Here is a 20548-nt window from a genome sequence, read left to right as displayed (position 1 = left end):
TAGCAAATCGAACGATCGCTCAGAGCGTACGGGTGATATGCTCGACGCGGAAGCACTCGATCGTGTCGCCGGCGCGGATGTCTTCGTAGTTTTCGAAGGCCATGCCGCATTCCTGGCCGACATTGACTTCCGACACTTCATCCTTGAAGCGCTTGAGCGTCTTGAGCTTGCCCTCGTGGATAACGACGTTGTCGCGGACCAGACGCACACCGACGCCACGCTCGACCTTGCCCTCGGTGACGCGGCAACCCGCGACCTTGCCGACCTTCGTGATGTTGAACACCTCGAGGATTTCGGCATTGCCGAGGAAGGTTTCGCGGCGCTCCGGAGAAAGCAGGCCCGACATTGCCGCCTTCACGTCATCCACCAGGTCGTAGATGATGTTGTAGTAGCGGATCTCGATGCCTTCGCGCTCGGCAAACTGGCGTGCCTGGGCATTGGCGCGAACGTTGAAGCCGATGATGGCCGCGTTCGAGGCTTCGGCAAGCGAAATATCCGACTCGGTGATGCCGCCCGCGCCCGAATGGACGATGCGCGCACGGACTTCGTCGGTACCGAGCTTCTCGAGCGCACCGGCAATGGCTTCGATCGAGCCCTGCACGTCGCCCTTGACCACCAGCGGGAATTCCTTCACGCCGGCGCTCTGCAGCTGGGTCATCATCTGTTCGAGCGAACCGCGCTGACCGGACTGGCGTGCGGCCGCCTTGTCGCGGGCCAGGCGCTGACGGTATTCCGAAATCTCGCGGGCGCGGCTTTCGTTTTCGACGACGGCGAATTTATCACCTGCAGCCGGCGTACCCGAAAGACCGAGAACCTCGACGGGCGTGGCCGGACCGGCTTCCTTCACATGTTCGCCCTTGTCGTTGATCAAAGCGCGCACGCGGCCCCACTGATCGCCGGCGACGACGATCTGACCCGGACGCAGCGTACCCTTCTGAACGAGGACCGTGGCAACGGAGCCACGACCGCGATCAAGCTGGGCTTCGATGACGGTGCCCTCTGCCGTGCGGTTCGGATTGGCCTTGAGATCAAGGATTTCCGCCTGCAGCAGGATGGCTTCCAGCAGCTTGTCGAGGTTGGTACGGTTCTTCGCGGAGACTTCCACGTCGAGAACTTCGCCGCCCATCGATTCGACGAAGACTTCATGCTGCAGCAGTTCCGTGCGGACCTTCTGCGGATTGGCTTCGTGCTTGTCGATCTTGTTGATCGCGACGATGATCGGAACACCCGCCGCCTTGGCGTGGTTGATCGATTCGATCGTCTGCGGCATCACGCTGTCGTCGGCCGCAACCACGAGGATCGCGATGTCGGTCGCCTGGGCACCGCGGGCACGCATCGCCGTGAAGGCGGCGTGGCCGGGCGTGTCGATGAAGGTGATCTTCTGACCGTTCTGCTCGACCTGATAGGCGCCGATATGCTGGGTGATGCCACCGGCTTCGCCGGCAACCACGTTCGCATGGCGGATGGCATCGAGCAGCGAGGTCTTGCCGTGGTCGACGTGACCCATAATGGTGACAACCGGCGGACGGGAAACCAGCTCGCCTTCCTCGTCGGCAACGTTGAAGATGCCTTGCTCGACATCGGATTCCGAAACGCGCTTGACCGTGTGGCCGAATTCGCCGGCGATCAGCTCGGCCAGATCGGCGTCGATGACGTCGCCCGGCTTCATCATCTGGCCTTCCTTCATCAGGTACTTGATGACGTCGACGGCACGTTCGGACATGCGCTGCGACAGTTCCTGAATGGTGATGGTCTCGGGCAGGACGACTTCACGCGAAATCTTTTCGCGCGTTTCCTGCATTTGGCTGCGACGGAACTTCTCCTGGCGGCGGCGCATGGCCGAAAGCGAGCGGCCGCGGGCGTTGCCGTCTTCGTCGACATCGGCCGTGGTAACCGTCAGCTTGCCGCGGCGGCGATCGTCGTCCGTCTTCGGACGCGTGGTGACCGGCTTTGCCGGCTCCGGACGCACGACCTTGCCGCGCACAGGCGCGCCGCCACGCGGCGGGCCGCGGTCGTCGTCGTCCTGGCTGACGCGGCGCCGGGCGGCAGGCGTCTCCATCGAGGGGGCACCCGGGCGGGCCGGCTGCGGAGCCGCGTCCGGACGACGCGCAACGACCGGTGCCGGAGCGGGTTGGGCTGCCGGCTTCGGAGCTTCTGTCTGGGGTTCGGCCGGTGCGGCAGGCGCCGCTGCCTTGGCTTCGACAGCACGAGCGGCCTCTTCCTCGGCGCGGCGGGCGGCTTCGGCCTGTTCGGTGACGCGGCGTGCCTCTTCTTCCTGCCTGCGGCGTGCCTCTTCCTCGGCGCGGCGAACGGCGTCGGCGGCGTCACGAGCCTGGGCGTCGGCAAGCGCGCGGCGGCGAGCGTCCATCTCGTCGGCCGACAGGTGGTTCAGAACCACCGGACGCGACGAGCGTTCCTGCTGCGGACGCTGCTGATAACCCTGGTTCGATTGCGCGGGGCGCTGCTGCTGGCCACCCGGCTGATGAATGCGCGGAGCCGGCTGGGGCGGGCGCGGCGGCTGCGGCGTCGGCTCGGCGACACGCGTCACCGATGGCGCGGCTGTCGTCGCCGGCGTGATTGGCTTTTCGTCTTCAGGACGTAGCGGGCGGCGCTTACGGGTTTCAACCACGACCGCCTTGGTGCGACCGCGGCCCATGTCCTGGCGCACGGTGCCCTGGTTTACGCCTGAAGGTTTCAAGGTGAGGGTCTTCTTACCCGAAACACTCAGCGTCTTGTCGTCTTGATTGTCGGTCATTCCGTTCCTGTTCCTTCGGACAGGGTACGGAAATATCCGTCAGACCCTGTCGTTCAATGCATGTACCTTAATGAGGCGTCCGGCAGAGGCCGGTGACCGCGTCATTGTTTTCGCCGGCCAGCGCCGCCCGTTGCCCGGGACTGACCGCCGTTGCGGTACCGTTCGAGCAGGTTTGCGCGCTTCACTACACCCTCACCCGCCTGCCCTGCAAGCGCTGCGGCATGGATAAAAGCATTCTGGCCCATCAGTTCGTCCATTTCCGCCTCCGTAAAGACACGGAAGGATGGTATTTCCATTTCGGTCTCCATGCCGAGATGCCAGGCCTTGCGGGCCTGGTCGATCTTGCGCACGCCGTCGGCAGCAGCGTTCATCGCATGGAACACGGCAAGTGCCGAGCCGTTGCGAACGGCGCCGTCCACCTTCGACGAGCCGGATACGAACTGGCCCGCCTTGCGCGCCATGTTCATCATCCCGGCCAGTTGCGCCGCAAGCAGGCGGTCGACGGTGGCACCGAGATCGTTCGGTGCGGTCACCTCCGCCTTCAGGGCGCGGGAGAACAACTTCTTTGCCACTGCCTTGTCCACGAGCGCCCGGTCGATCTTGACCCAGCATCCGCGTCCCGGCAGCTGCCGCTTCAGATCGGGAACGACGGTTCCGTCCGGAGCGGCGACGAAGCGGATCAGCTCGTCGGGCGATCCGCTTTCGCGTGTTACGATGCACATACGGCCATTCGCGCCATCACCCGCAAGATCGTCGTCTTCGGATGCGGCCTTCGGCCCCTCTGCGCTCATCATGCTTCCTGCTCGGCCTCGCCTTCACCCTCCGATGCCTCTTCGGCTTCGGCGGCGAGATCGGCTTCGGTGATCCAGCCGGCCAGCAGGCGGGCCTGCACGACCATCTGTTCGGCTTCCACGCGCGAGACTTCGAGCTTGGAGAACAGGCCTTCGAACTTCTTCGTTTCGCCGTTCTTGCGCTCGGACCAGCCGACGAGGTCGTCGGCGGCGCAGCCGGCGAAGTCCTCGATCGTCTTGATGCCGTCCTCGCCGAGAGCAACCATCATCTGAGCCGTCATGCCGTTGATCTGACGAAGCTCGTCGGAAACGCCGAGAGCCTTGCGCTTCTCGTCCATCTCGGCTTCGAGCTTCTCGAGATATTCGCGGGCGCGGGTCTGGATTTCCTGGGCGGTGTCTTCGTCGAAACCGTCGATGGAGGAGATTTCGTCGAGATCGACGTAGGCCAGTTCCTCGACAGCGGCAAAGCCCTCGGAGGCCAGAACCTGGCCGACCATTTCGTCGACGTCGAGCGCATCCATGAAGAGGTTGGTGCGCTCGTTGAATTCCTTCTGACGGCGTTCCGATTCCTCGGCTTCCGTCATGATGTCGATATCCCAGCCCGTCAGCTGCGACGCGAGGCGGACATTCTGACCGCGGCGGCCGATGGCGAGCGACAGCTGCTCGTCCGGAACCACGACTTCGATGCGCTCGGCATCTTCATCGAGAACGACCTTGGCGACTTCGGCGGGCTGAAGCGCGTTGACGACGAAGTTCGCCGGCTCGTTGGACCAGGGAATGATGTCGATCTTTTCGCCCTGCAGTTCGCCGACGACGGCCTGGACGCGAGAACCGCGCATACCGACGCAGGCGCCGACCGGGTCGATCGACGAGTCGTTCGAGATGACGGCGATCTTGGCGCGTGAGCCCGGATCGCGGGCAACCGACTTCACCTGGATGATGCCGTCGTAGATTTCCGGCACTTCCATGGTGAAGAGCTTGACCATGAATTGCGGATGCGTGCGCGACAGGAAGATCTGCGGACCGCGCTGCTCGCGGCGGACGTCGTAGACATAGGCGCGGACGCGGTCGCCGTAGCGGAAGTTTTCGCGCGGGATCATCTCGTCACGGCGGATGATGCCTTCGCCGCGGCCGAGATCGACGATGACGTTGCCGTATTCGACGCGCTTGACCGTGCCGTTGACGATTTCGCCGACGCGATCCTTGAATTCGTCGAACTGGCGGTCACGCTCGGCTTCGCGCACCTTCTGCACGATGACCTGCTTGGCCGACTGGGCGGCGATGCGGCCGAAATCCATCGGCGGCAGCGGATCGGCGATGAAATCGCCAAGGGCTGCGTCCGGATTGCGGTCGCGGGCCAGTTCCAGCGGAATCTGCGTGGAATAATCCTCGGCCTTCTCGACCACTTCGAGCAGACGCTGCAGGCGGATCTCGCCCGTCTTCGGGTTGATGTCGGCGCGGATATTCGATTCCGTGCCGTAACGAGAGCGCGCGGCCTTCTGGATCGCATCCGCCATTGCGGCAAGCACGATCTCGCGGTCGATGACCTTTTCGCGCGCCACTGCATCTGCGATCTGCAGAAGTTCTAGCCGGTTCGCACTGACTGCCATTGTCTTTAGTCTCCGTCTTCCAGCCCTCAGGGTTCCCGTTCCGTCAGGCGGTTCGTTGATCGGTTATTCTTCGTCGTCCGCTTCGTTCTGGTTCGCTGCCTCGGCTTTCGCCAGCTTGTCGGCGCGCAGCGCGTCGCGGATGAGATCGTCCGTCAGGATCAGCTTGGCTTCGGCCAAGGTGCTGAACGGAATGGTCACCTTGAGCTCCTCGCCACGGGTAACCTGGTCGCGCTCGATCGTGAAACCGTTGGCATCGACGGCGATGATCTTGCCGCGGAAGCGCTTGCGGTTATCGACGAGGATCGACGTTTCGCATTTGACGAGGTGGCCGATCCAGCGCTGGAAATCCGACTTGCGCACCATCGGGCGGTCGATGCCCGGCGACGACACTTCCAGATGATACGCCTTATCGATCGGATCTTCCACATCCAGCACCGGCGAAATGGCCATGGAAACCTCTTCGCAGTCCTCGACGGTCATGGTGCCGTCGTTGCGCTCGGTCATGATCTGCAGCGTCAGGCCGTTCAGGTTCAGGAGGCGCGCACGCACCAGGCGGAAGCCCATGCCCACGAGGACAGGCTCGATGATGGCGGCAACGCGCTGATCAAGGCCGGTTTCGACGATCAGCCGGGGTTCATTGGTATTGTCTGCGTTTGTCACGTCCGACAAGCATTCACTCCGCATTTTTCATGCATCGGGAGATCGCGCTAATAAAAAAGAGCGGGTCCTTGCGGCCCACTCTTCATCACACGATCAAGAATTTGATGCGGATATAAGCCTCTTTCCTGCGAATTGCAAGGCATTCGCGCCGAAAGCCGTTTCCGGGGCTATTTCAGCACGCCGAGCATCGAGCTATCGGGATAGCAGGTGGGCTTCATGCCGTTCTTTTCCTGCCACTGACCGATCGAGCGCCGCGTCTTATAGCCGGGCAGGCCGTCCGTGCCGCCGACATCGTAGCCCTTGCGCTCCAGAGCCTTCTGCATGTTGGCGACGTCGGAGCGCAGCATCTTGCCGACATCGCCCCATTTTTCCTGGAAGGCGCCGCTGCCATCGGCAATGCGGTCGGCGAGATTGCCGATATAGAGGCCGTAGAGGTCGGAATTGTTGTATTCCTTGATGACGTAGAAATTCGGCGTCACGATGAATTCCGGCCCGTCGCGGCCGGCCGGCACCAGCATCATGCCGCTGGCGCGCAATTCGTCCGATGGAAATGCCTTGCCGGATACCCGCGTGATGCTAAGCGAGGCCCATTGCGAGATCGGCTTGGCAAGGTCGGGGCCTTCCTGGGCGCAGGAAACGTTCTGCGGGATCGTGACCTCGTATCCCCAGCTTCGGCCGCGCTGCCAGCCCTTCTGAACCATATAGTTGGCTATGGATGCCAGCGTATCCGGCACGGAGGTCCAGATGTTGCGGTGGCCGTCGCCGTCGAAGTCGACGGCATATTTCAGATAGTTGGTCGGCATGAACTGCGGCTGGCCGAGTGCGCCGGCCCAGGAACCCTTGAACTGATCCGGCGTGACGTCGCCATGTTCGAGGATGCGCAGGGCGGCGATAAGCTCGGTTCGAAACATGTCCTTGCGCGTCGACATGAAGGCTTTGGTTGCCAGCACCTGGATCGCGGAATTCGGCAGCTTGGCAATGCCGAAACCGGTCTCGCGGCCCCAGATGGCGAGCAGGATCGGTCCCGGAACGCCATAGGTTTTCTCGATCCGCCGCAGCACCGGTCCATATTGCGAAGCAAGCCCCCGCCCTGTTGCGGCGAGCTTCTGCAGCCGCGCCTCGTTGAAATAGGGGGCGGGGGAGGAGAACTCGGCCTGGGTTTGCGCCTGTTGTTTGGGCTTCGGGAAGCCCGGCGGCTCGAGGTCAGGCAGATCCCAGTTCAGCGTTACGCCGGCGAAGGCGGCCTGGAAAGTCTTTTCGGAAATTCCGGCCTTTTGCGCCTCGGGCCAGAAATTCTTCTGTATCCAGGCCTGAAACTGCGCCTCGACGTCGGTTTTGGAGGCGGCGAGAGCGGGAAAGGGGAGGAGGGCGAGGAGGAGGATGAGCAACCGCAGAACGTGCCGCGAGATACCCCCCTCTGTCCCTTTCGGGACATCTCCCCCACAAGGGGGGAGATTGTTGGCGGCGAGCTTCGTGCCATGTCGATAGTTCGAAGTTTCTGCAGGCAGGATATTGGTTTGAGGCAGATCGCCGCTGCGGGCAACCAATCTCCCCCCTTGTGGGGGAGATGTCAGCGAAAGCTGACAGAGGGGGGTATGGACTCTCCTCATACGCAGTCCTTTATATCTTCGCGAAAATCCTCAAATCGCCGTCCGCGCCCTCAGCGCTGCCGCCAGCGTGCCCTCATCAAGATAATCTAGTTCGCCGCCGACAGGCACGCCATGGGCAAGGCGGGTGATCTTGACCTCGAGGCCATCCAGCTGGTCGGTTATATAGTGTGCTGTGGTTTGCCCTTCGACCGTGGCGTTGACGGCGATGATGATCTCGCGGACGCCGCCTTCGCCGACGCGCGCGATCAGCCCGCGAATATTGAGATCGTCAGGCCCGACGCCGTCGAGCGGTGACAAGACGCCGCCGAGAACGTGATAGGCGGCGTTCATCGCGCCCGATCGTTCCAGTGCCCAGAGGTCGGAGACATCCTCGACGACGATGATGACGGACTGGTCGCGTCGGTCGTCGGTGCAGACGGTGCAGGGATCGACGGTATCGACATTGCCGCAGCGCGAACAGATCTTCACCTTGTCATAGGCGTCGCCCATGGCATGGGACAGCGGCCCGAGAAGCTGATCCTTCTTCTTGATCAGATGCAGCGCCGCGCGGCGCGCCGAGCGCGGCCCAAGGCCCGGCACTTTTGCCAGAAGCTGGATGAGTTTTTCGATTTCGGGGCCGGTGACTCGCTTTGCCATTGGAGGCTTTTAGCTCATAAGCTTCGAGAACGGAATCACGGAACGGACGGTCGGCAAAGGAAAAATCCCGGCCGTTTCCAATCGCATGCTATCTTTACGCCGTGTTCAGGGATGGAGTTCGAAAATTCCCGAACCTAACGCATGGCGATCGCTACGGCCGCGCCCGCCATAGTGCCGGCGCTGGCGCGGTTGGCAATGCGAACGGCGCGGCGGCTCTTCAGGAAGGTTCTCGCCTTCGCGGCAAGCATCGCCCAGGAGAGATCGATGACGATGAGAACCACGAACATCGTCGCCACCAGCTCGGCCCAGCCAGATATCGCCACGCCATGCAGATCGATGATCGAAGGCAGCAGCGCCACGTAGAATACCATGATCTTCGGATTGCCCATGGTGACCGTGAAGCCGGCGAGAAACAGTCGCGCGGGCGATTGTGCATCCGGCAACTGTTCTTCCGTCGTGTCGGAGGCCGCAAACCACATTTTCCATGCAAGATAGAGCAGATAGGCGACACCGAGCCATTTGATCGCCACGAAGGCGACATGGAAAGTCTCGGCAATGGTCGCAAGGCCGGCGATGGCGCAGGTCAGCCAGATTGCCTCGCCGAGCCACATGGCGGCAAGAAACGGCAGGACATCGCGCGCGCCCTTCGTCAGCACGCGTGCCACCAGCGCGGCAATGCTAGGTCCCGGCGACCCCGCTGCGATGAACAAGGCACCGGCAAAAACAAGCAGCGTCGACAGGCTCATCGCATTCCCTCCGATCGGGCAGGCCAGACGATATCTGGACGAAGACGGTCAGAGATAGCATTCCGGCCCGATTTTTCCAAATGGCGAATTGCGCTTATTCGAGCTGCGCGCGAAAGCGCTCGAAAATTGCCTTGCCTTCCGGCCAGTCCCCTAGTCCTGATGCAGCATTGATATGGCCGCATGGCCCGACCTCGACAAAGGTGCTGCCCCAGATTTCGGCACTGTGACGCGCATGGTCGATGGAGCCGAAAGGATCGTCGGTGCTGGCGACGAGCAGGGATGGAAAGGGCAGCCTCTGCTGTGGCGGATCGGCGAAGCTGCCGGCTTCGGCCAGATAGATTTCGCCTGTGGGGTCGGGAGCGGCCACCAGAAAGGCGCCGAGGATTGCCGTTTTCTTCACGGGAACCCAATGGACGATGAGCTGGCAGGCAAGACTATGCGCGATCAGGATCGGCGGCGTTCTAGAGCTCGAGATCTCCTTCTCTAGCGCAGCAATCCAGTCCGCGAGTTCCGGTCTGTCCCAGCTCGGCGGCTGGAACCTGCGCGTGTTGGGGTTTTGTCGCTCCCATAGTGTCTGCCAGTGATTTTCGCCCGAGCCGCCAAGCCCCGGCAACATGATGATATCGCTCATGCCAATCCTTTCTCCTTATTTCCTCGTGGAGAAACCTGCCATGTCGCTCGATCGATTGACATTGCAATCCATTGGATAAAACCTTCGCGAACCGATGAATTGAAGGTGTGGAATGGATAATGTCGAAAGAGGGCTGGATCCGACGGATCTATCGATCGTCGAGATCCTGCAGCAGGATGGACGAATCTCGGTATCGGAACTTGGCCGCCGCGTCGGCCTCTCGCAGCCGGCGGCCTCGGAGCGGCTGAAGCGGCTGGAAGAGCGCGGCGTGATTGCAGCTTATCGCGCCATCATCGATCCCGCCGTCGTCGGGCTCGGCATGATGGCGGTCATCCGGCTGCGAACCACGCATGAGCATATCCGGCCCTGCCTGAAGCAGTTTTCGGAAATGCCCGAGATTATCGAGGTCTTGAGGCTGACGGGCGAAGATTGCTTCCTGCTCAAGGTTCTCGTGCCGACACCGTCGGACCTTGAAACCATCGTCGATTCCGTCGCGCGTCATGGCGCCGTGACGACGTCGCTGGTGCTGCGGAACGAGCCGGCAAAGGCGATCGGCCGCGATCTCATTCGCAAGGCGACCGCACGCTGAAGGAAATAGACTAGCCTCAGAAAGGCAGCTTGAAGCCGGGCGGGATCGGCAGGCCGGCTGTGAGTTCGCGCGTCTTTTCGGCGGCGATTGCCTCGGCCTTTTCCTGAGCATCCTTGTTGGCGGCAACGATCAGGTCTTCGAGAATCTCGACATCGTCTTCCTTGAAGAGCGACGGATCGATCTTGAGGCCGACCATCAGGCCCTTGCCGTTGACGGTGACGGTGACGAGGCCGCCGCCGGCCTTGCCTTCGACGCGAATGTCGGCGATCTCCGACTGCATCTTCTCCATCTTGGCCTGCATTTCCTTCACTTTGCCCATCATGCCCATGATGTCGCGCATCGTCTTTGGTCCTTCTTCTGCAAACGTCTATTTCTTGGCAGAGATGTATTCCCGCGGCCGCCGCTGCTCGGCGAGCCGGGCGGGTTTGCTACCGTCCATCCTACCCCTAGAATTCTATATCGTCGCCCGGCAGGATATCGCCATCGACGGATTCGGCGATTGCCGGCGGAGCGGCGGCTTCGTCCTCTTCGTCCGCCTCAGGTGCCCGCACCCGCACGTCGATGATCTTTGCGCCCGGAAATTGCGCCAGGATCGCGGCGACGTCGGGGTCCTGCCGCGCATCGGCGACCCGCTGCTTCTGGGCGTTCGCCTCGGCCTCGACAAGCGTCGGCTGGCCTTCCTCGCGGCTGAGGCTGACGATCCAGTGGATCCCGGTCCATTCCTTCAGCTTGACGGCGAGTTCGTTCAGCAGCGTGCCGGGAGCGCCCGGCGTCAGGCTGACATCGAGCCTTCCCGGTTCCAGCTTGACCGGACGCACGAAGGTGCGCACCAGCGCCTTCAGCTTCGGATCGCGCTTCTGACTGGCGAGTTCGGCGATATCGGCCATCGAATTGACCGGCACGAGCGGCTTCGGCGCCTCGGCGGGTTTCTGCTCGATGCGTCCGACGGGTTGCGAATCCGGCTGTGTATTCGGTACGGCACGCAGCATCGCGACGGAGGCGGAGTGCGTGGGTCGCGGCGCCGGTGTTTCGACCGCGCGCGCCATGGCATTGCCCTGATAGGACACCGCTCCACCGCCATTGCCGCCGCCAGGGGACGGCGACGGGCGGGAGCCGCCGCTGCCTTCGGAAAATTCGGCAAGCCTGCGGGCAGCATCTTCCGGTGCCGGCAAATGGGCGGCGTGCGCGAGCCGGATCAGCACCATTTCGGCCGCACCGGCGGTGCGCGCGGCATTCTCGGTCTCGGTGATGCCCTTGAGAAGCATCTGCCAGATGCGGGAAAGTGCTGTGACCGCAACCCCTTGCGCGAATTCCGCCGCTTTCGTGCGCTCGATTTCGCTGAGCGACGGATCGTCGGCGGCATCGGGCACATATTTGAGGCGGGTCACGAGATGGGTGAAATCGGCAAGGTCGGTGAGCACGACGACGGGATTGGCGCCGGCCTCGTACTGGCTGTTGAATTCGGCAAGCGCCGCCGAGACATCGCCTTTGACGACATGGCCGAAGAGATCGACGATGCGCGCGCGGTCGGCGAGCCCGAGCATTGCGCGCACCGCATCGGCAGCGACGAAGCCGCTGCCATGGGCGATCGCCTGGTCGAGCAGCGACAGGCCGTCGCGCGCCGAACCTTCGGCGGCGCGGGCGATCATGGCGAGCGCGTCCGGCTCGGCCTCGATGCCTTCCTTGCCGGCGATGGTGGTGAATAGCCCGACGAGATCGGAGGCGCTGATACGGCGCAGGTCGAAGCGCTGGCAGCGCGACAGCACCGTGATCGGAACTTTACGGATTTCCGTCGTCGCGAAGATGAACTTCACATGCTCGGGCGGCTCTTCCAGCGTCTTCAAGAGCCCGTTGAAGGCCGCCGTCGACAGCATGTGCACTTCGTCGATGATGTAGACCTTGTAGCGGGCCGAAACCGGACGGTAGCGCACCTGCTCGATGATTTCGCGGATATCGTCGATACCTGTATGCGAGGCGGCGTCCATTTCGATGACGTCGACATGCCTGCCTTCCATGATCGCCTGGCAATGTTCGCCGGGTTCACGCAGATCGATGGTGGGGCGATCGATGTCGGCGGTCTTGTAGTTGAGGCCGCGTGCAAGGATGCGGGCCGTCGTCGTCTTGCCGACGCCGCGCACGCCCGTCAGCATATAGGCTTGGGCGATGCGGCCGGTCTCGAACGCGTTGGTCAGCGTGCGAACCATCGGCTCCTGGCCGACCATCAGGTCGGTGAAGTCCTTCGGCCTGTATTTGCGGGCCAGCACCCGGTAACCGGTGCCGGTCGAAGCGGCATCTTTTGCTTGTCGCTCGGTGTCGCTCATCGCCCTGCTTGTCGCCCGGAAAGCCGGGTCTTGCTTTCGGAGTGGTGGGAGGCTGGCACGAATGACCCGTGCCGGGCTCGTTAGGGCTGCTTCCTTCCGGACCTGACCCGGTTGGCGAGTGGCTCGTCCACCACCAACCTCCCGAATGCACATATCGGCAATATCGTCATCAAAAGCAAGCCAAGGTCAAAAAAAACTGCTAAACATTTGATAAAACAATGGAGGATGCCCCTTTGAAGGAGTTCACGCTCGACGATCGTCTGGCGAATGACAGCGTTTCAGTCACCATAACCGGCCTCTGTGACGTCAGGCTGATGAAGGACCGCCGCTGGCCCTGGCTCGTGCTGATCCCCCGCAGACCCGACAAATCGGAAGTTTTCGAGCTGACCCCGCTCGACCGGGTCTTGCTGACCTTCGAAACGGATAAGGCCGCAGGCGCGTTGAAGACGCTGACGGGAGCCACAAAAATCAACGTCGGGGCACTTGGAAATATCGTCCGTCAGCTGCATGTTCATGTCATCGCGCGGTTCGAAGGTGATGCCAACTGGCCAGGCCCGGTCTGGGGCTACGGCAAGGCGGAACCCTATTCGGACGAAGACATGAACAGCCTGATAGCCAAGTTGCGGGAAACGCTTTCACAATGAGCCACTCCATCTTTTCCTCGGATGCCCCGCATCCGGAACCAAGCAGTCTCACCGCTTTTGCGGAAAACCAGCTCAACCGGGATGCGGAGCATCGCGACGAGGAATCGATCAAGCATGCGCTCGCCAAGGAAGGCACGCATATCCTGGCATTCGCACGGGATCGGCTTGTTTTGAAGCATGATGGCCAGGTGCTCGATCCGCTGTTTGCCCGCTATGAGCTGCAGGAGCTCGACCCGAATTGGGAGGAGGCTGTGTTGCTCGGCTACCGCAAGACCGGCGAGCCCCGGCTTGCCGTACCCGTGCGCGTCAATGCCGATGAACTCGCCAGCCAGTACAAGCCTGCCGACATGCGCTCGCTCTGGCGCGATCTTCTGCTGGAAGGCGAAATCCTCGGCGAGGCGGCGCAGGGCATGAGCCTCCTGCGCTGGAATGGCGACAACCGTTTCTGCGGACGCTGCGGCTCGGTCATGGAAAGCCGCATCGGCGGCTACAAGCGGGTCTGTACGGCCTGCGAACACATGATCTTCCCGCGCACGGATCCGGTGGTCATCATGCTTTGCATCGATGAGGAAAGGAATCGCTGCCTCCTCGGCCGCAGCCATCATTTCGCGCCCGGCATGTATTCCTGTCTTGCCGGTTTCGTCGAGCCGGGCGAAACCATCGAAAATGCGGTGCGCCGCGAGACACTCGAGGAATCCGGCATCCATATCGGCCGCGTGCGCTATCATGCCTCGCAGCCTTGGCCGATGCCGCATTCCCTCATGATCGGCTGCTATGCCGAGGCGAGGTCGATCGACATCCATATGGACGAGGCCGAGCTTGAGGATTGCCGCTGGTTCACCCCGGAAGAGACGCTTGCGATGCTCGATCACGTTTCGGCATCCGGCAACACATCCCCGCCCAAGGGCGCCATTGCCCATCGCCTGATGCGCGACTGGGTGGAATGGAAGCGCTAGGACTATCCTGCCATGGCCCGCTCGGAACGCCTGCTGACGCTGTTGCAGACACTGCGGCGCTACCGGCGTCCGGTGAGCGGTGCCGTTCTGGCCGAGGAGACCGGCGTCAGCCTGCGCACGCTCTATCGCGATATTGCCAGCCTGCAGTCGCAGGGCGCCATGATAGAAGGTGAGCCCGGCATCGGTTATGTGCTGAAGCCCGGTTTCATGCTGCCGCCGATGATGTTTTCGCAGGATGAGATCGAAGCGCTGGTGCTGGGATCGAGGTGGGTGGCGCGTGCAACCGACGCCCGTCTGGCGGCCGCAGGAACCGATGCGCTCGCAAAGATTGCCGCCGTGCTGCCCGCGGACCTCCGCGAGGCGGTCGACCAGGCGGCCGTGGTCGTCGGCACGCGCCGCATCACCGAAGACAAGGCAGATCTCTCCCTGATGCGCAAGGCAATCCGCACTGAGCGCATGGTGCAGCTGACCTATGGTGATGTGAACGGTGCCATCTCGACCCGGCGCATCTGGCCATTCGCGCTCGGCTATTTCGACAACTCGCGTATCATCATGGCCTGGTGCGAGCTGCGCCAGGATTTTCGCCATTTCCGCGCCGATCGCATCGTCGATTTCGCGGTGCTGGAGGCACGCTACCCGCGCCGGCGTGTTGCCCTCGCCAGAGAATGGCAGGCGCGGGAGGGCGTGGCTCACAATTGATCCGTCTGCGCAACGCTACTGCCAGAAACTGTCAGTAGGCTTGGTTATTATCGGCACCATCCAAGCAGGAAGGAGGGCCGATCATGGCAAGCAATGTTTTCATGCAACAAACGCATCGCGGTGGCGTCAAGGCACGCGAAAGCAAAGATCGTCCGGCGCCAGCATGGCCGGCTCGCTTCTCGCAGATTGTGCTTGGCTGTTTCACCCGCGGCTGGGATCGCCTCGACATCGAGGAAACGCCAAACTCCGTCAAGCGCGATCTCGGCTTCCTGGATGGCCGCGCCCCTTACCGTGAGGAAGACCGGATGCGTCGCTAAGCATGCCGCGACCTTCGCGATAAGGATATGAGCACAATCAAGAACTCGAGCGCAGCAGGCTGATCCAAACGGCGCTATGCCCTTCGGAAATGCGTCTGTGCAAACCTCCGACAATACTCTGACAAAGCCATCCCCGGCGGCTCCGCTCCGTTCGCCGGACTGCCTTCGCATGCCTTCATATCCACCAAAACAAGAGGAATGTCCAAATGACCAGCCCGAACCTCATCATCTTCTACGTCAAGGACCCCAGTGAAAGCACGCCGTTCTACCGCGATCTGCTCGGCCGCGAGCCGGCTTTCGCATCGCCCAACTTCGTGGCCTTCGGGCTCGACAACGGCCTGAGCCTCGGGCTGTGGCGGCGCAGCAGCGTCGAGCCGCAGCCCTCGGCGATCGGCAATCGCGGCGAACTGGGCTTCATGGTCGAAGGCGCCGGCGCCGTCGAACGGCACTACAAGGATTGGAAGGCGCGCGGCCTGCCGATCGCGCAGGAATTGACGACGATGGATTTCGGCCCGACCTTCGTCGTGCTCGATCCCGACGGCCATCGTCTTCGCGTTTGTGAGCCGGATAAATAAAGCTTGAGCTTATATTTGCCCCTCACCCTAACCTTCTCCCCGCCCGCGGGGAGAAGGTGGCCGGCAGGCCGGATGAGGGGCTTATCAGGCCGGAGATCCTAAAGATCGCCGCGCATCGGATGGCCCTTGTAGACGCCGAGGATGCGAACCTTTTCGGAGAAGAAGCGCAGTTCTTCCAGCGCGCGGCGCACATGCGGATCCGAAGGATGGCCCTCGATATCGGCATAGAACTGCGTTGCCACGAAACGGCCGCCGAGCTGGTAGCTTTCGAGCTTCGTCATGTTGATGCCGTTGGTGGCAAAGCCGCCAAGCGCCTTGTAGAGCGCGGCCGGAATGTTGCGGACGTTGAAGACGAAGGTGGTGACGATCTTTTCGTCCGGCGAGCTGCGCTCCGCCCAGTTTTCGTCCCGCGACAGGACGACGAAGCGCGTCATGTTGTTTTCGGTGTCCTCGACATTCTCGGCAATGATCTCCAGCCCGTAGAGATCGGCTGCGAGCCGGGGCGCGAGCGCTGCCATGCTGCGGTCCCCGCTTTCCTGCACGAGCTTGGCGGCGCCTGCGGTGTCGCCGGCGATAACGGGTTTCCAGCCGTTGGCGCGCACAATGTTGCGGCATTGACCCAGCGCATGGATGTGGCTGTGCACCGTGCGGATCTCTTCCTTCTTGACGCCGGGCAGAACCATGAGCTGGAAGCGGATCGGCATGAAGTATTCGCCGACGATATGCAGGCGCGAATCCGGCAGAAGATGATGAATGTCGGCGACACGGCCGGCGATCGTGTTCTCGATCGGAATCATGCCGAGATCGGCTTCGCCGTTGTCGATCGCGGCAAAGGCATCTTCGAAGGTCTGGCAGGGCAGAGGCTCCATGGTCGGGAACATGTCACGGCTGGCCATGTCGGAATTGGCACCGTAGTCGCCCTGGAAAGAGATCTTGTTGGTCTTGCTGATCATGGAACTGCCCTTGGGGGAATGCCGTCAGTGAGAGGCGGCGGAGAGGATGCGTCTGGCCTTTTCGAGGTCGGCGGGAGTATCGACACCGAGGGGAACCGTGTCAACGATCTCGACATCGATGCGCATGCCGGCTTCCAGCGCCCGCAGCTGCTCCAGTGATTCGCGCCGCTCCAGCGGCGACGGGCCGGCCTGGACGAATTTTTCGAGGGCGGCGCGGCGATAGGTGTAAAGGCCGATGTGATGATAGAGCGGCCCCTCGCCGTAGGGCGCGGTAGCGCGGGTGAAATAGAGAGCGCGCAGGCGATCGTTCGAAATCTGCGAGCCGATGACCTTGACCACGCTTGGCAGGGTCTTCTCTTCTTCGTCCTTGATCACGACGGCCAGCGTGGCGATATCGACGGCCGGATTCTCGAGCGGGCGCAGCGAGGCGCGGATGGTCTCGGGATCGATCGTCGGCAGGTCGCCCTGCACATTGACGACGATCTCGGCGCGGCCTTGCGGATCGACGGCCTGCAGCGCCTCGTAGATGCGGTCGGAACCGGATTGGTGGTCTCCACGTGTCATGACGACGTCAAAGCCGGCATCGGCGACGGCGGCATAAGTGTCCTTGTGGTCGACGGCGACGACGATGCGACCGATCGCCGCCTCGCGCGCACGCTTGGCAACCTGTACGATCATGGGCAGGCCGCAAATGTCGGCGAGCGGCTTGCCCGGCAGGCGCGTGGAGGCCATGCGGGCGGGAATGAGGACCAGCGTCTTGTCTAAATTCGGATCAGTCATTGTTGGGCCTTCTATTCCCAAGGGAAAAGTGTCAAAACGTCTCATGGCGGAGGCCGTTTGCACAGTTGCAAGAAACAGCCAAAAGACATAGGTTTCGCGCGAATTCAAGATGGGCCGGCGGAGGATGCCGGCGGCGAGGGGAGCATAGCAGATGAATTCATCCTACGTGAACATGGGAGTCGGGGCACTTTTGGCCACGCTGTTCGTGTTGAAGTCCGTGTCGCTCGCGTCAGGATTTATTTTCCATACAGAGACGCCGGAAAAGCCCGGTTTCGCCATCGTTGCGGCAGAGGAGCCGGCAGCGGGTGGCGACAAGGCTGCCGCCGCCAAGGCGGAAACGCCGATCGCTCAGCTCTTGCAGAAGGCCGACGCCAAAGCCGGAGAAGCGATCTTCAAGAAGTGTCAAGCCTGTCACTCCGGGGAAAAGGGAGGGCCGAACAAGGTCGGTCCAGATCTCTGGGGCGTCGTCGATCGTCCCGTCGCCGAGCACGAGGGCTTTGCCTATTCGTCCGGCATGAAGGACTTCTCCAAAGGCGGCTCGGAGAAGTGGACCTACGATCACCTCTATCACTTCCTGGCCGCTCCGAAGAAATTCGTGGCTGGAACGGCGATGGGTTTTGCCGGCTTGCCGAAGGAAGAGGATCGCGCCAACGTGATCGCCTATCTGCGCACGCTTGCCGATACGCAGGTGCCGCTGCCGGATCCGAACGCGCCGGCCGCTACGAACTGAGGCAATCCGGACTGCGGATAGAAAACCCGGCCACCAAGGCCGGGTTGTTTACGCTGAGACGCACGGAACAGTTCCAGGAAATGCGTAGCCGTTCCATCCGCAATTGCGAGAAAGCAAAGAGGCAGAGCGGTCCGGAGATTCCGTGAGAAAAGCCGGATTGCTCTATGCCGAATGCCGGCGCGCGCGCGTTCTCTGGTCGAGGTCGAACACTTTCAGGCCGTCCTCGGCCGCTGGCGGAACGCGCCAGTCTTCCGCGAGCAATGCCTTTCGGCCGTCGTGCAGGCCGGCTTTCCAATGTTCATGCATCGATAGCGCCGAAAATTCATAGTCCTTCGAATGCGCACGGAACTGCTTGTTGCGGTAGATGAGATGGATGATGGTAACGCCGTAGTCCGAGCAGTGCTGTTCTAGCTTCTTGATCTCCGGATCGGCCTTGGCCTCTTCGGGAAGTCGCGCATAAAGATCGGATATGGCGCGCCGCAGGCGGTGACGCTCCAGAAAGAGATCGGTGTTGAGCCGGGTGCGGCTTGAATAGGTGATGTCCTTGCGCCGCTCCTCGACTTGCTCGAGATCTTGCGGCAGCGAACCGACGGCGCTGAAGAGATCGACCTGAAACACCACCGTATCGACATCGGCACCATTGCGCAGCACGTAGCTGAGCGGCGTGTTCGAAACCAGACCGCCGTCCCAATACTGCTCGCTTCCGATCTTGACGGCCGGAAAGCCCGGCGGCAGTGCGCCGCTCGCCATGATGTGCTCGGGCGTGATCTTGATATCCCTGTTGTCGAAGAAGGCGAAGTTGCCGGTACGCACATTGACGGCACCGAGACTGAGGCGCACCGGACCGTGATTGATCCGATCGAAATCGACATGGTCGAGCAGCGTCTGGCGCAATTGCTCAGTGTCGTAGATGCTGGTTGCGCCAGCCGATCCGCGTCCCTGGACCCAGGCTGGGATTTGCCACGGGGAAAAGAAGCCGGGAACGCCGAAGGTCGACACCCACCAGCTGCTGACGGTGCGGTAGAAGGGGCTGGTCTCACGCTGCCGCTCCATCAGGATGTCGACAGGAAGCTGGATCGTGATCTTGTTCCAGAAGGAGCGCAGCTTCTCAAGCCGTTCGCCCGGCACATTGCCGGCCATGATGGAGGCGTTGATGGCGCCGATCGAGATACCGGCGATCCAGTCCGGTTCGATATTCTGTTCTCTGAGGGCTTGAAAGGCGCCTGCCTGATAGGAACCAAGCGCGCCGCCGCCCTGAAGCACGAACACTTTCTGCGAATAGGCTGAAGCGGGATTGGTGACTTGGGTTGCAATATTCATGTGCCATCCTTTGCTGCGCTCCGGGTGGGAAGGCCGGGATGCGCAAATATATGACCATTTTCCTGCATGCTTCTCCGATGCGGAGAAATGCCATTGCGAATCGGCGGCCCGAGCCGGCGCTATGCGAGCAGATAGGCCCAAAGCGACACCGAAAATGCCCCGAGCGCTGTCGTCAAGGTTATCGTCGAGGCGGCGAGACTGTGACCGACGCCGAAGCGATTGGCAATCAGCCATGCGTTCACACCTGTGGGAACGGCGGCAGTGAGCACGAGTGCCGCCCGCCATTCTGGGCTGAGGCCAAGGAGGTGGCCGGCCGCCAGCACGCAGGCCGGCAGCAGAAACAGCTTGAAGACCGACATGACGCTGGCGATCCCGAGATTGCCTGACAGCCCGTATTGACGCAGCGCCATGCCGAGCGAGATCAGCGCCGCGGGACCTGCTATATTGGCGATGCTGTCGACGACACTGCCGAGCGGAGCTGGGATGGGGATCGCCGTCAGGTGGATGATGAGACCGCAAAAAAGGCCGATAACAAGCGGATTGCGGATAAGGTTGCTGCCGACCTGCCGCAGCAGCTCGCCGGTGCTGCGGCCCGCGCCCGCATTTTCCCTGCGCTCGGCCTGTTCCATCAGCAGCGTGCCCGCGATCATCATGGTCGGCAGATGCACGGCAATCAGGATCGACATCGCCATGACGCCTTCTGGGCCGACCGTGCGACCGACAAGGGGCAGGCCGATGAAGATCGTGTTGGCGAAGGCCGAGGAAACGCCGGCCAGCACACCGATGCGCGCATCCCGTCCGAACAGCCGCGTTGCGACGATATGGCCGGCTGTCCAGGTGATGGCGACGCCGGAAAAATAGGCGATCCATAGTCGGAATGGCGAAGCGCCGCGAAAATTCGCCTCCGCGATGGTCTGAAACAGCAGGAGCGGCACTGCGATCTTGAAGACGAAGTCGCTCATCGCCTCGCCGACCTCGGCTTTCAGGAGGCCGGTGCGCACGACGACCCAGCCAACGAGAATCAAGAGGAAGACCGGAAGGACATCGGTGAGGATTTCGGACATGCGGGATGTGGGCCGTGAAAAGGTGGCTCGGGAAGGACAACCCTTTCGTTGTAGCAGCTTGCTCGGCTGTGAGAACCTGCAAAAACAAAAAGCGGGCTAAGGCCCGCTTGTGCGTCCGGCTCCACCGGAAGGTCCCCCCGGTGCACATGCCGCCAGTTCAT

General features: G+C 62.1%; 21 protein-coding genes and 1 other RNA gene. 7 read left to right on the top strand and 15 right to left on the bottom strand.

Annotated elements, in window-relative coordinates:
* Nucleotides 1–19 precede the first annotated feature (19 nt).
* From infB to Q4Q11_RS07985, 8 genes are all read right to left on the bottom strand, one after another.
* On the bottom strand, nt 20–2755 hold the full coding sequence (gene infB, locus Q4Q11_RS08020) for a translation initiation factor IF-2 (RefSeq protein WP_113222952.1): 2736 nt from the start codon (nt 2753–2755) through the stop codon (nt 20–22).
* Nucleotides 2756–2856: 101 nt separating this feature from the next.
* Nucleotides 2857–3549 carry an RNA-binding protein gene (locus Q4Q11_RS08015; RefSeq protein ID WP_498569154.1) on the bottom strand — a complete coding sequence of 231 codons (693 nt, stop codon included), beginning with the start codon at nt 3547–3549 and terminating at the stop codon, nt 2857–2859.
* Nucleotides 3546–5156 carry a transcription termination factor NusA gene (gene nusA / locus Q4Q11_RS08010; protein WP_112513276.1) on the bottom strand — a complete coding sequence of 537 codons (1611 nt, stop codon included), beginning with the start codon at nt 5154–5156 and terminating at the stop codon, nt 3546–3548. Before nusA ends, Q4Q11_RS08015 begins: the two co-directional genes overlap by 4 nt.
* 63 nt (nt 5157–5219) lie before the next feature.
* Nucleotides 5220–5825 (bottom strand): ribosome maturation factor RimP, encoded by a 606-nt coding sequence (gene rimP, locus Q4Q11_RS08005; protein WP_113216830.1) that lies wholly within the window; start codon nt 5823–5825, stop codon nt 5220–5222.
* A gap of 158 nt (nt 5826–5983) precedes the next feature.
* Entirely contained in the window at nt 5984–7210 is a 1227-nt protein-coding gene (locus Q4Q11_RS08000) for a lytic murein transglycosylase (RefSeq protein WP_498569163.1), read from the bottom strand.
* A gap of 246 nt (nt 7211–7456) precedes the next feature.
* A complete protein-coding gene (recR, locus tag Q4Q11_RS07995; RefSeq protein ID WP_112338892.1) occupies nt 7457–8062 on the bottom strand; it encodes a recombination mediator RecR in 606 nt (201 codons plus the stop codon).
* Between the two features lie 134 nt (nt 8063–8196).
* Nucleotides 8197–8808: a LysE family translocator gene (locus tag Q4Q11_RS07990; RefSeq protein ID WP_112513328.1), complete on the bottom strand. Its 612-nt coding sequence runs from the start codon at nt 8806–8808 to the stop codon at nt 8197–8199.
* A 94-nt stretch (nt 8809–8902) separates the two neighbouring features.
* A complete protein-coding gene (locus Q4Q11_RS07985; protein WP_498569153.1) occupies nt 8903–9439 on the bottom strand; it encodes an RBBP9/YdeN family alpha/beta hydrolase in 537 nt (178 codons plus the stop codon).
* 112 nt (nt 9440–9551) lie between these two features.
* Between Q4Q11_RS07985 and Q4Q11_RS07980 the strand changes: the two genes are divergently transcribed.
* The gene (locus Q4Q11_RS07980; RefSeq protein WP_498569152.1) at nt 9552–10028 is read left to right on the top strand and encodes an Lrp/AsnC family transcriptional regulator; all 477 of its coding nucleotides are present in this window, start codon (nt 9552–9554) and stop codon (nt 10026–10028) included.
* A 16-nt stretch (nt 10029–10044) separates the two neighbouring features.
* Here the strand turns inward: Q4Q11_RS07980 and Q4Q11_RS07975 are convergent, their stop codons facing one another.
* The 3 genes from Q4Q11_RS07975 to ffs form a co-directional block, all read right to left on the bottom strand.
* The gene (locus tag Q4Q11_RS07975; RefSeq protein ID WP_037155519.1) at nt 10045–10368 is read right to left on the bottom strand and encodes a YbaB/EbfC family nucleoid-associated protein; all 324 of its coding nucleotides are present in this window, start codon (nt 10366–10368) and stop codon (nt 10045–10047) included.
* A gap of 106 nt (nt 10369–10474) precedes the next feature.
* The gene (locus tag Q4Q11_RS07970; RefSeq protein ID WP_498569151.1) at nt 10475–12349 is read right to left on the bottom strand and encodes a DNA polymerase III subunit gamma/tau; all 1875 of its coding nucleotides are present in this window, start codon (nt 12347–12349) and stop codon (nt 10475–10477) included.
* Between the two features lie 44 nt (nt 12350–12393).
* An RNA gene (gene ffs / locus Q4Q11_RS07965) (signal recognition particle sRNA small type) lies at nt 12394–12491 on the bottom strand.
* Between the two features lie 91 nt (nt 12492–12582).
* Here ffs and Q4Q11_RS07960 point away from each other — a divergent pair.
* The 5 genes from Q4Q11_RS07960 to Q4Q11_RS07940 all read left to right on the top strand — a co-directional run bounded on the left by Q4Q11_RS07960 (nt 12583) and on the right by Q4Q11_RS07940 (nt 15540).
* Nucleotides 12583–12993 carry an HIT family protein gene (locus tag Q4Q11_RS07960; protein ID WP_498569150.1) on the top strand — a complete coding sequence of 137 codons (411 nt, stop codon included), beginning with the start codon at nt 12583–12585 and terminating at the stop codon, nt 12991–12993.
* Nucleotides 12990–13949 carry an NAD(+) diphosphatase gene (gene nudC, locus Q4Q11_RS07955; protein ID WP_498569149.1) on the top strand — a complete coding sequence of 320 codons (960 nt, stop codon included), beginning with the start codon at nt 12990–12992 and terminating at the stop codon, nt 13947–13949. The genes Q4Q11_RS07960 and nudC overlap by 4 nt, the downstream gene beginning before the upstream one ends.
* Before the next feature lie 12 nt (nt 13950–13961).
* Nucleotides 13962–14648, top strand: coding sequence for a helix-turn-helix transcriptional regulator (locus Q4Q11_RS07950; protein WP_112513299.1), 687 nt, complete (start codon nt 13962–13964; stop codon nt 14646–14648).
* An 83-nt stretch (nt 14649–14731) separates the two neighbouring features.
* On the top strand, nt 14732–14965 hold the full coding sequence (locus Q4Q11_RS07945; RefSeq protein WP_498569148.1) for a hypothetical protein: 234 nt from the start codon (nt 14732–14734) through the stop codon (nt 14963–14965).
* A gap of 206 nt (nt 14966–15171) precedes the next feature.
* Nucleotides 15172–15540 carry a VOC family protein gene (locus Q4Q11_RS07940; RefSeq protein ID WP_113217487.1) on the top strand — a complete coding sequence of 123 codons (369 nt, stop codon included), beginning with the start codon at nt 15172–15174 and terminating at the stop codon, nt 15538–15540.
* A 98-nt stretch (nt 15541–15638) separates the two neighbouring features.
* Here Q4Q11_RS07940 and Q4Q11_RS07935 read toward each other — a convergent pair whose 3' ends face one another.
* Nucleotides 15639–16493, bottom strand: coding sequence for a prephenate dehydratase (locus tag Q4Q11_RS07935; protein WP_112513296.1), 855 nt, complete (start codon nt 16491–16493; stop codon nt 15639–15641).
* A 24-nt stretch (nt 16494–16517) separates the two neighbouring features.
* Entirely contained in the window at nt 16518–17273 is a 756-nt protein-coding gene (locus tag Q4Q11_RS07930) for a 3-deoxy-manno-octulosonate cytidylyltransferase (protein WP_113337457.1), read from the bottom strand.
* A gap of 151 nt (nt 17274–17424) precedes the next feature.
* Here Q4Q11_RS07930 and Q4Q11_RS07925 point away from each other — a divergent pair, with 151 nt between their 5' ends.
* On the top strand, nt 17425–18003 hold the full coding sequence (locus Q4Q11_RS07925; RefSeq protein ID WP_112513295.1) for a c-type cytochrome: 579 nt from the start codon (nt 17425–17427) through the stop codon (nt 18001–18003).
* Between the two features lie 162 nt (nt 18004–18165).
* On the opposite strand, the gene Q4Q11_RS07920 is transcribed toward Q4Q11_RS07925, so the two are convergent.
* Both Q4Q11_RS07920 and Q4Q11_RS07915 read right to left on the bottom strand, forming a co-directional pair.
* Nucleotides 18166–19323, bottom strand: coding sequence for a DUF3734 domain-containing protein (locus tag Q4Q11_RS07920; protein WP_498569147.1), 1158 nt, complete (start codon nt 19321–19323; stop codon nt 18166–18168).
* A gap of 119 nt (nt 19324–19442) precedes the next feature.
* A complete protein-coding gene (locus tag Q4Q11_RS07915) occupies nt 19443–20387 on the bottom strand; it encodes an AEC family transporter (RefSeq protein ID WP_113222961.1) in 945 nt (314 codons plus the stop codon).
* Between the last annotated feature and the right edge of the window lie 161 nt (nt 20388–20548).

Source organism: Rhizobium sp. UFLA01-1127 (genome assembly GCF_059803845.1).
This window is presented reverse-complemented; position numbering and strand designations above follow the sequence as displayed.

Excerpts from the sequence above, each read along its gene's own strand:
- infB (WP_113222952.1), bottom strand. The coding sequence starts at position 2,755 with ATGACCGACAATCAAGACGACAAGACGCTGAGTGTTTCGGGTAAGAAG.
- Q4Q11_RS08015 (WP_498569154.1), bottom strand. The coding sequence starts at position 3,549 with ATGATGAGCGCAGAGGGGCCGAAGGCCGCATCCGAAGACGACGATCTT.
- nusA (WP_112513276.1), bottom strand. The coding sequence starts at position 5,156 with ATGGCAGTCAGTGCGAACCGGCTAGAACTTCTGCAGATCGCAGATGCA.
- recR (WP_112338892.1), bottom strand. The coding sequence starts at position 8,062 with ATGGCAAAGCGAGTCACCGGCCCCGAAATCGAAAAACTCATCCAGCTT.
- Q4Q11_RS07990 (WP_112513328.1), bottom strand. The coding sequence starts at position 8,808 with ATGAGCCTGTCGACGCTGCTTGTTTTTGCCGGTGCCTTGTTCATCGCA.
- Q4Q11_RS07985 (WP_498569153.1), bottom strand. The coding sequence starts at position 9,439 with ATGAGCGATATCATCATGTTGCCGGGGCTTGGCGGCTCGGGCGAAAAT.
- Q4Q11_RS07980 (WP_498569152.1), top strand. The coding sequence starts at position 9,552 with ATGGATAATGTCGAAAGAGGGCTGGATCCGACGGATCTATCGATCGTC.
- Q4Q11_RS07975 (WP_037155519.1), bottom strand. The coding sequence starts at position 10,368 with ATGCGCGACATCATGGGCATGATGGGCAAAGTGAAGGAAATGCAGGCC.
- Q4Q11_RS07970 (WP_498569151.1), bottom strand. The coding sequence starts at position 12,349 with ATGAGCGACACCGAGCGACAAGCAAAAGATGCCGCTTCGACCGGCACC.
- nudC (WP_498569149.1), top strand. The coding sequence starts at position 12,990 with ATGAGCCACTCCATCTTTTCCTCGGATGCCCCGCATCCGGAACCAAGC.
- Q4Q11_RS07950 (WP_112513299.1), top strand. The coding sequence starts at position 13,962 with ATGGCCCGCTCGGAACGCCTGCTGACGCTGTTGCAGACACTGCGGCGC.
- Q4Q11_RS07945 (WP_498569148.1), top strand. The coding sequence starts at position 14,732 with ATGGCAAGCAATGTTTTCATGCAACAAACGCATCGCGGTGGCGTCAAG.
- Q4Q11_RS07940 (WP_113217487.1), top strand. The coding sequence starts at position 15,172 with ATGACCAGCCCGAACCTCATCATCTTCTACGTCAAGGACCCCAGTGAA.
- Q4Q11_RS07935 (WP_112513296.1), bottom strand. The coding sequence starts at position 16,493 with ATGATCAGCAAGACCAACAAGATCTCTTTCCAGGGCGACTACGGTGCC.
- Q4Q11_RS07930 (WP_113337457.1), bottom strand. The coding sequence starts at position 17,273 with ATGACTGATCCGAATTTAGACAAGACGCTGGTCCTCATTCCCGCCCGC.
- Q4Q11_RS07925 (WP_112513295.1), top strand. The coding sequence starts at position 17,425 with ATGAATTCATCCTACGTGAACATGGGAGTCGGGGCACTTTTGGCCACG.
- Q4Q11_RS07920 (WP_498569147.1), bottom strand. The coding sequence starts at position 19,323 with ATGAATATTGCAACCCAAGTCACCAATCCCGCTTCAGCCTATTCGCAG.
- Q4Q11_RS07915 (WP_113222961.1), bottom strand. The coding sequence starts at position 20,387 with ATGTCCGAAATCCTCACCGATGTCCTTCCGGTCTTCCTCTTGATTCTC.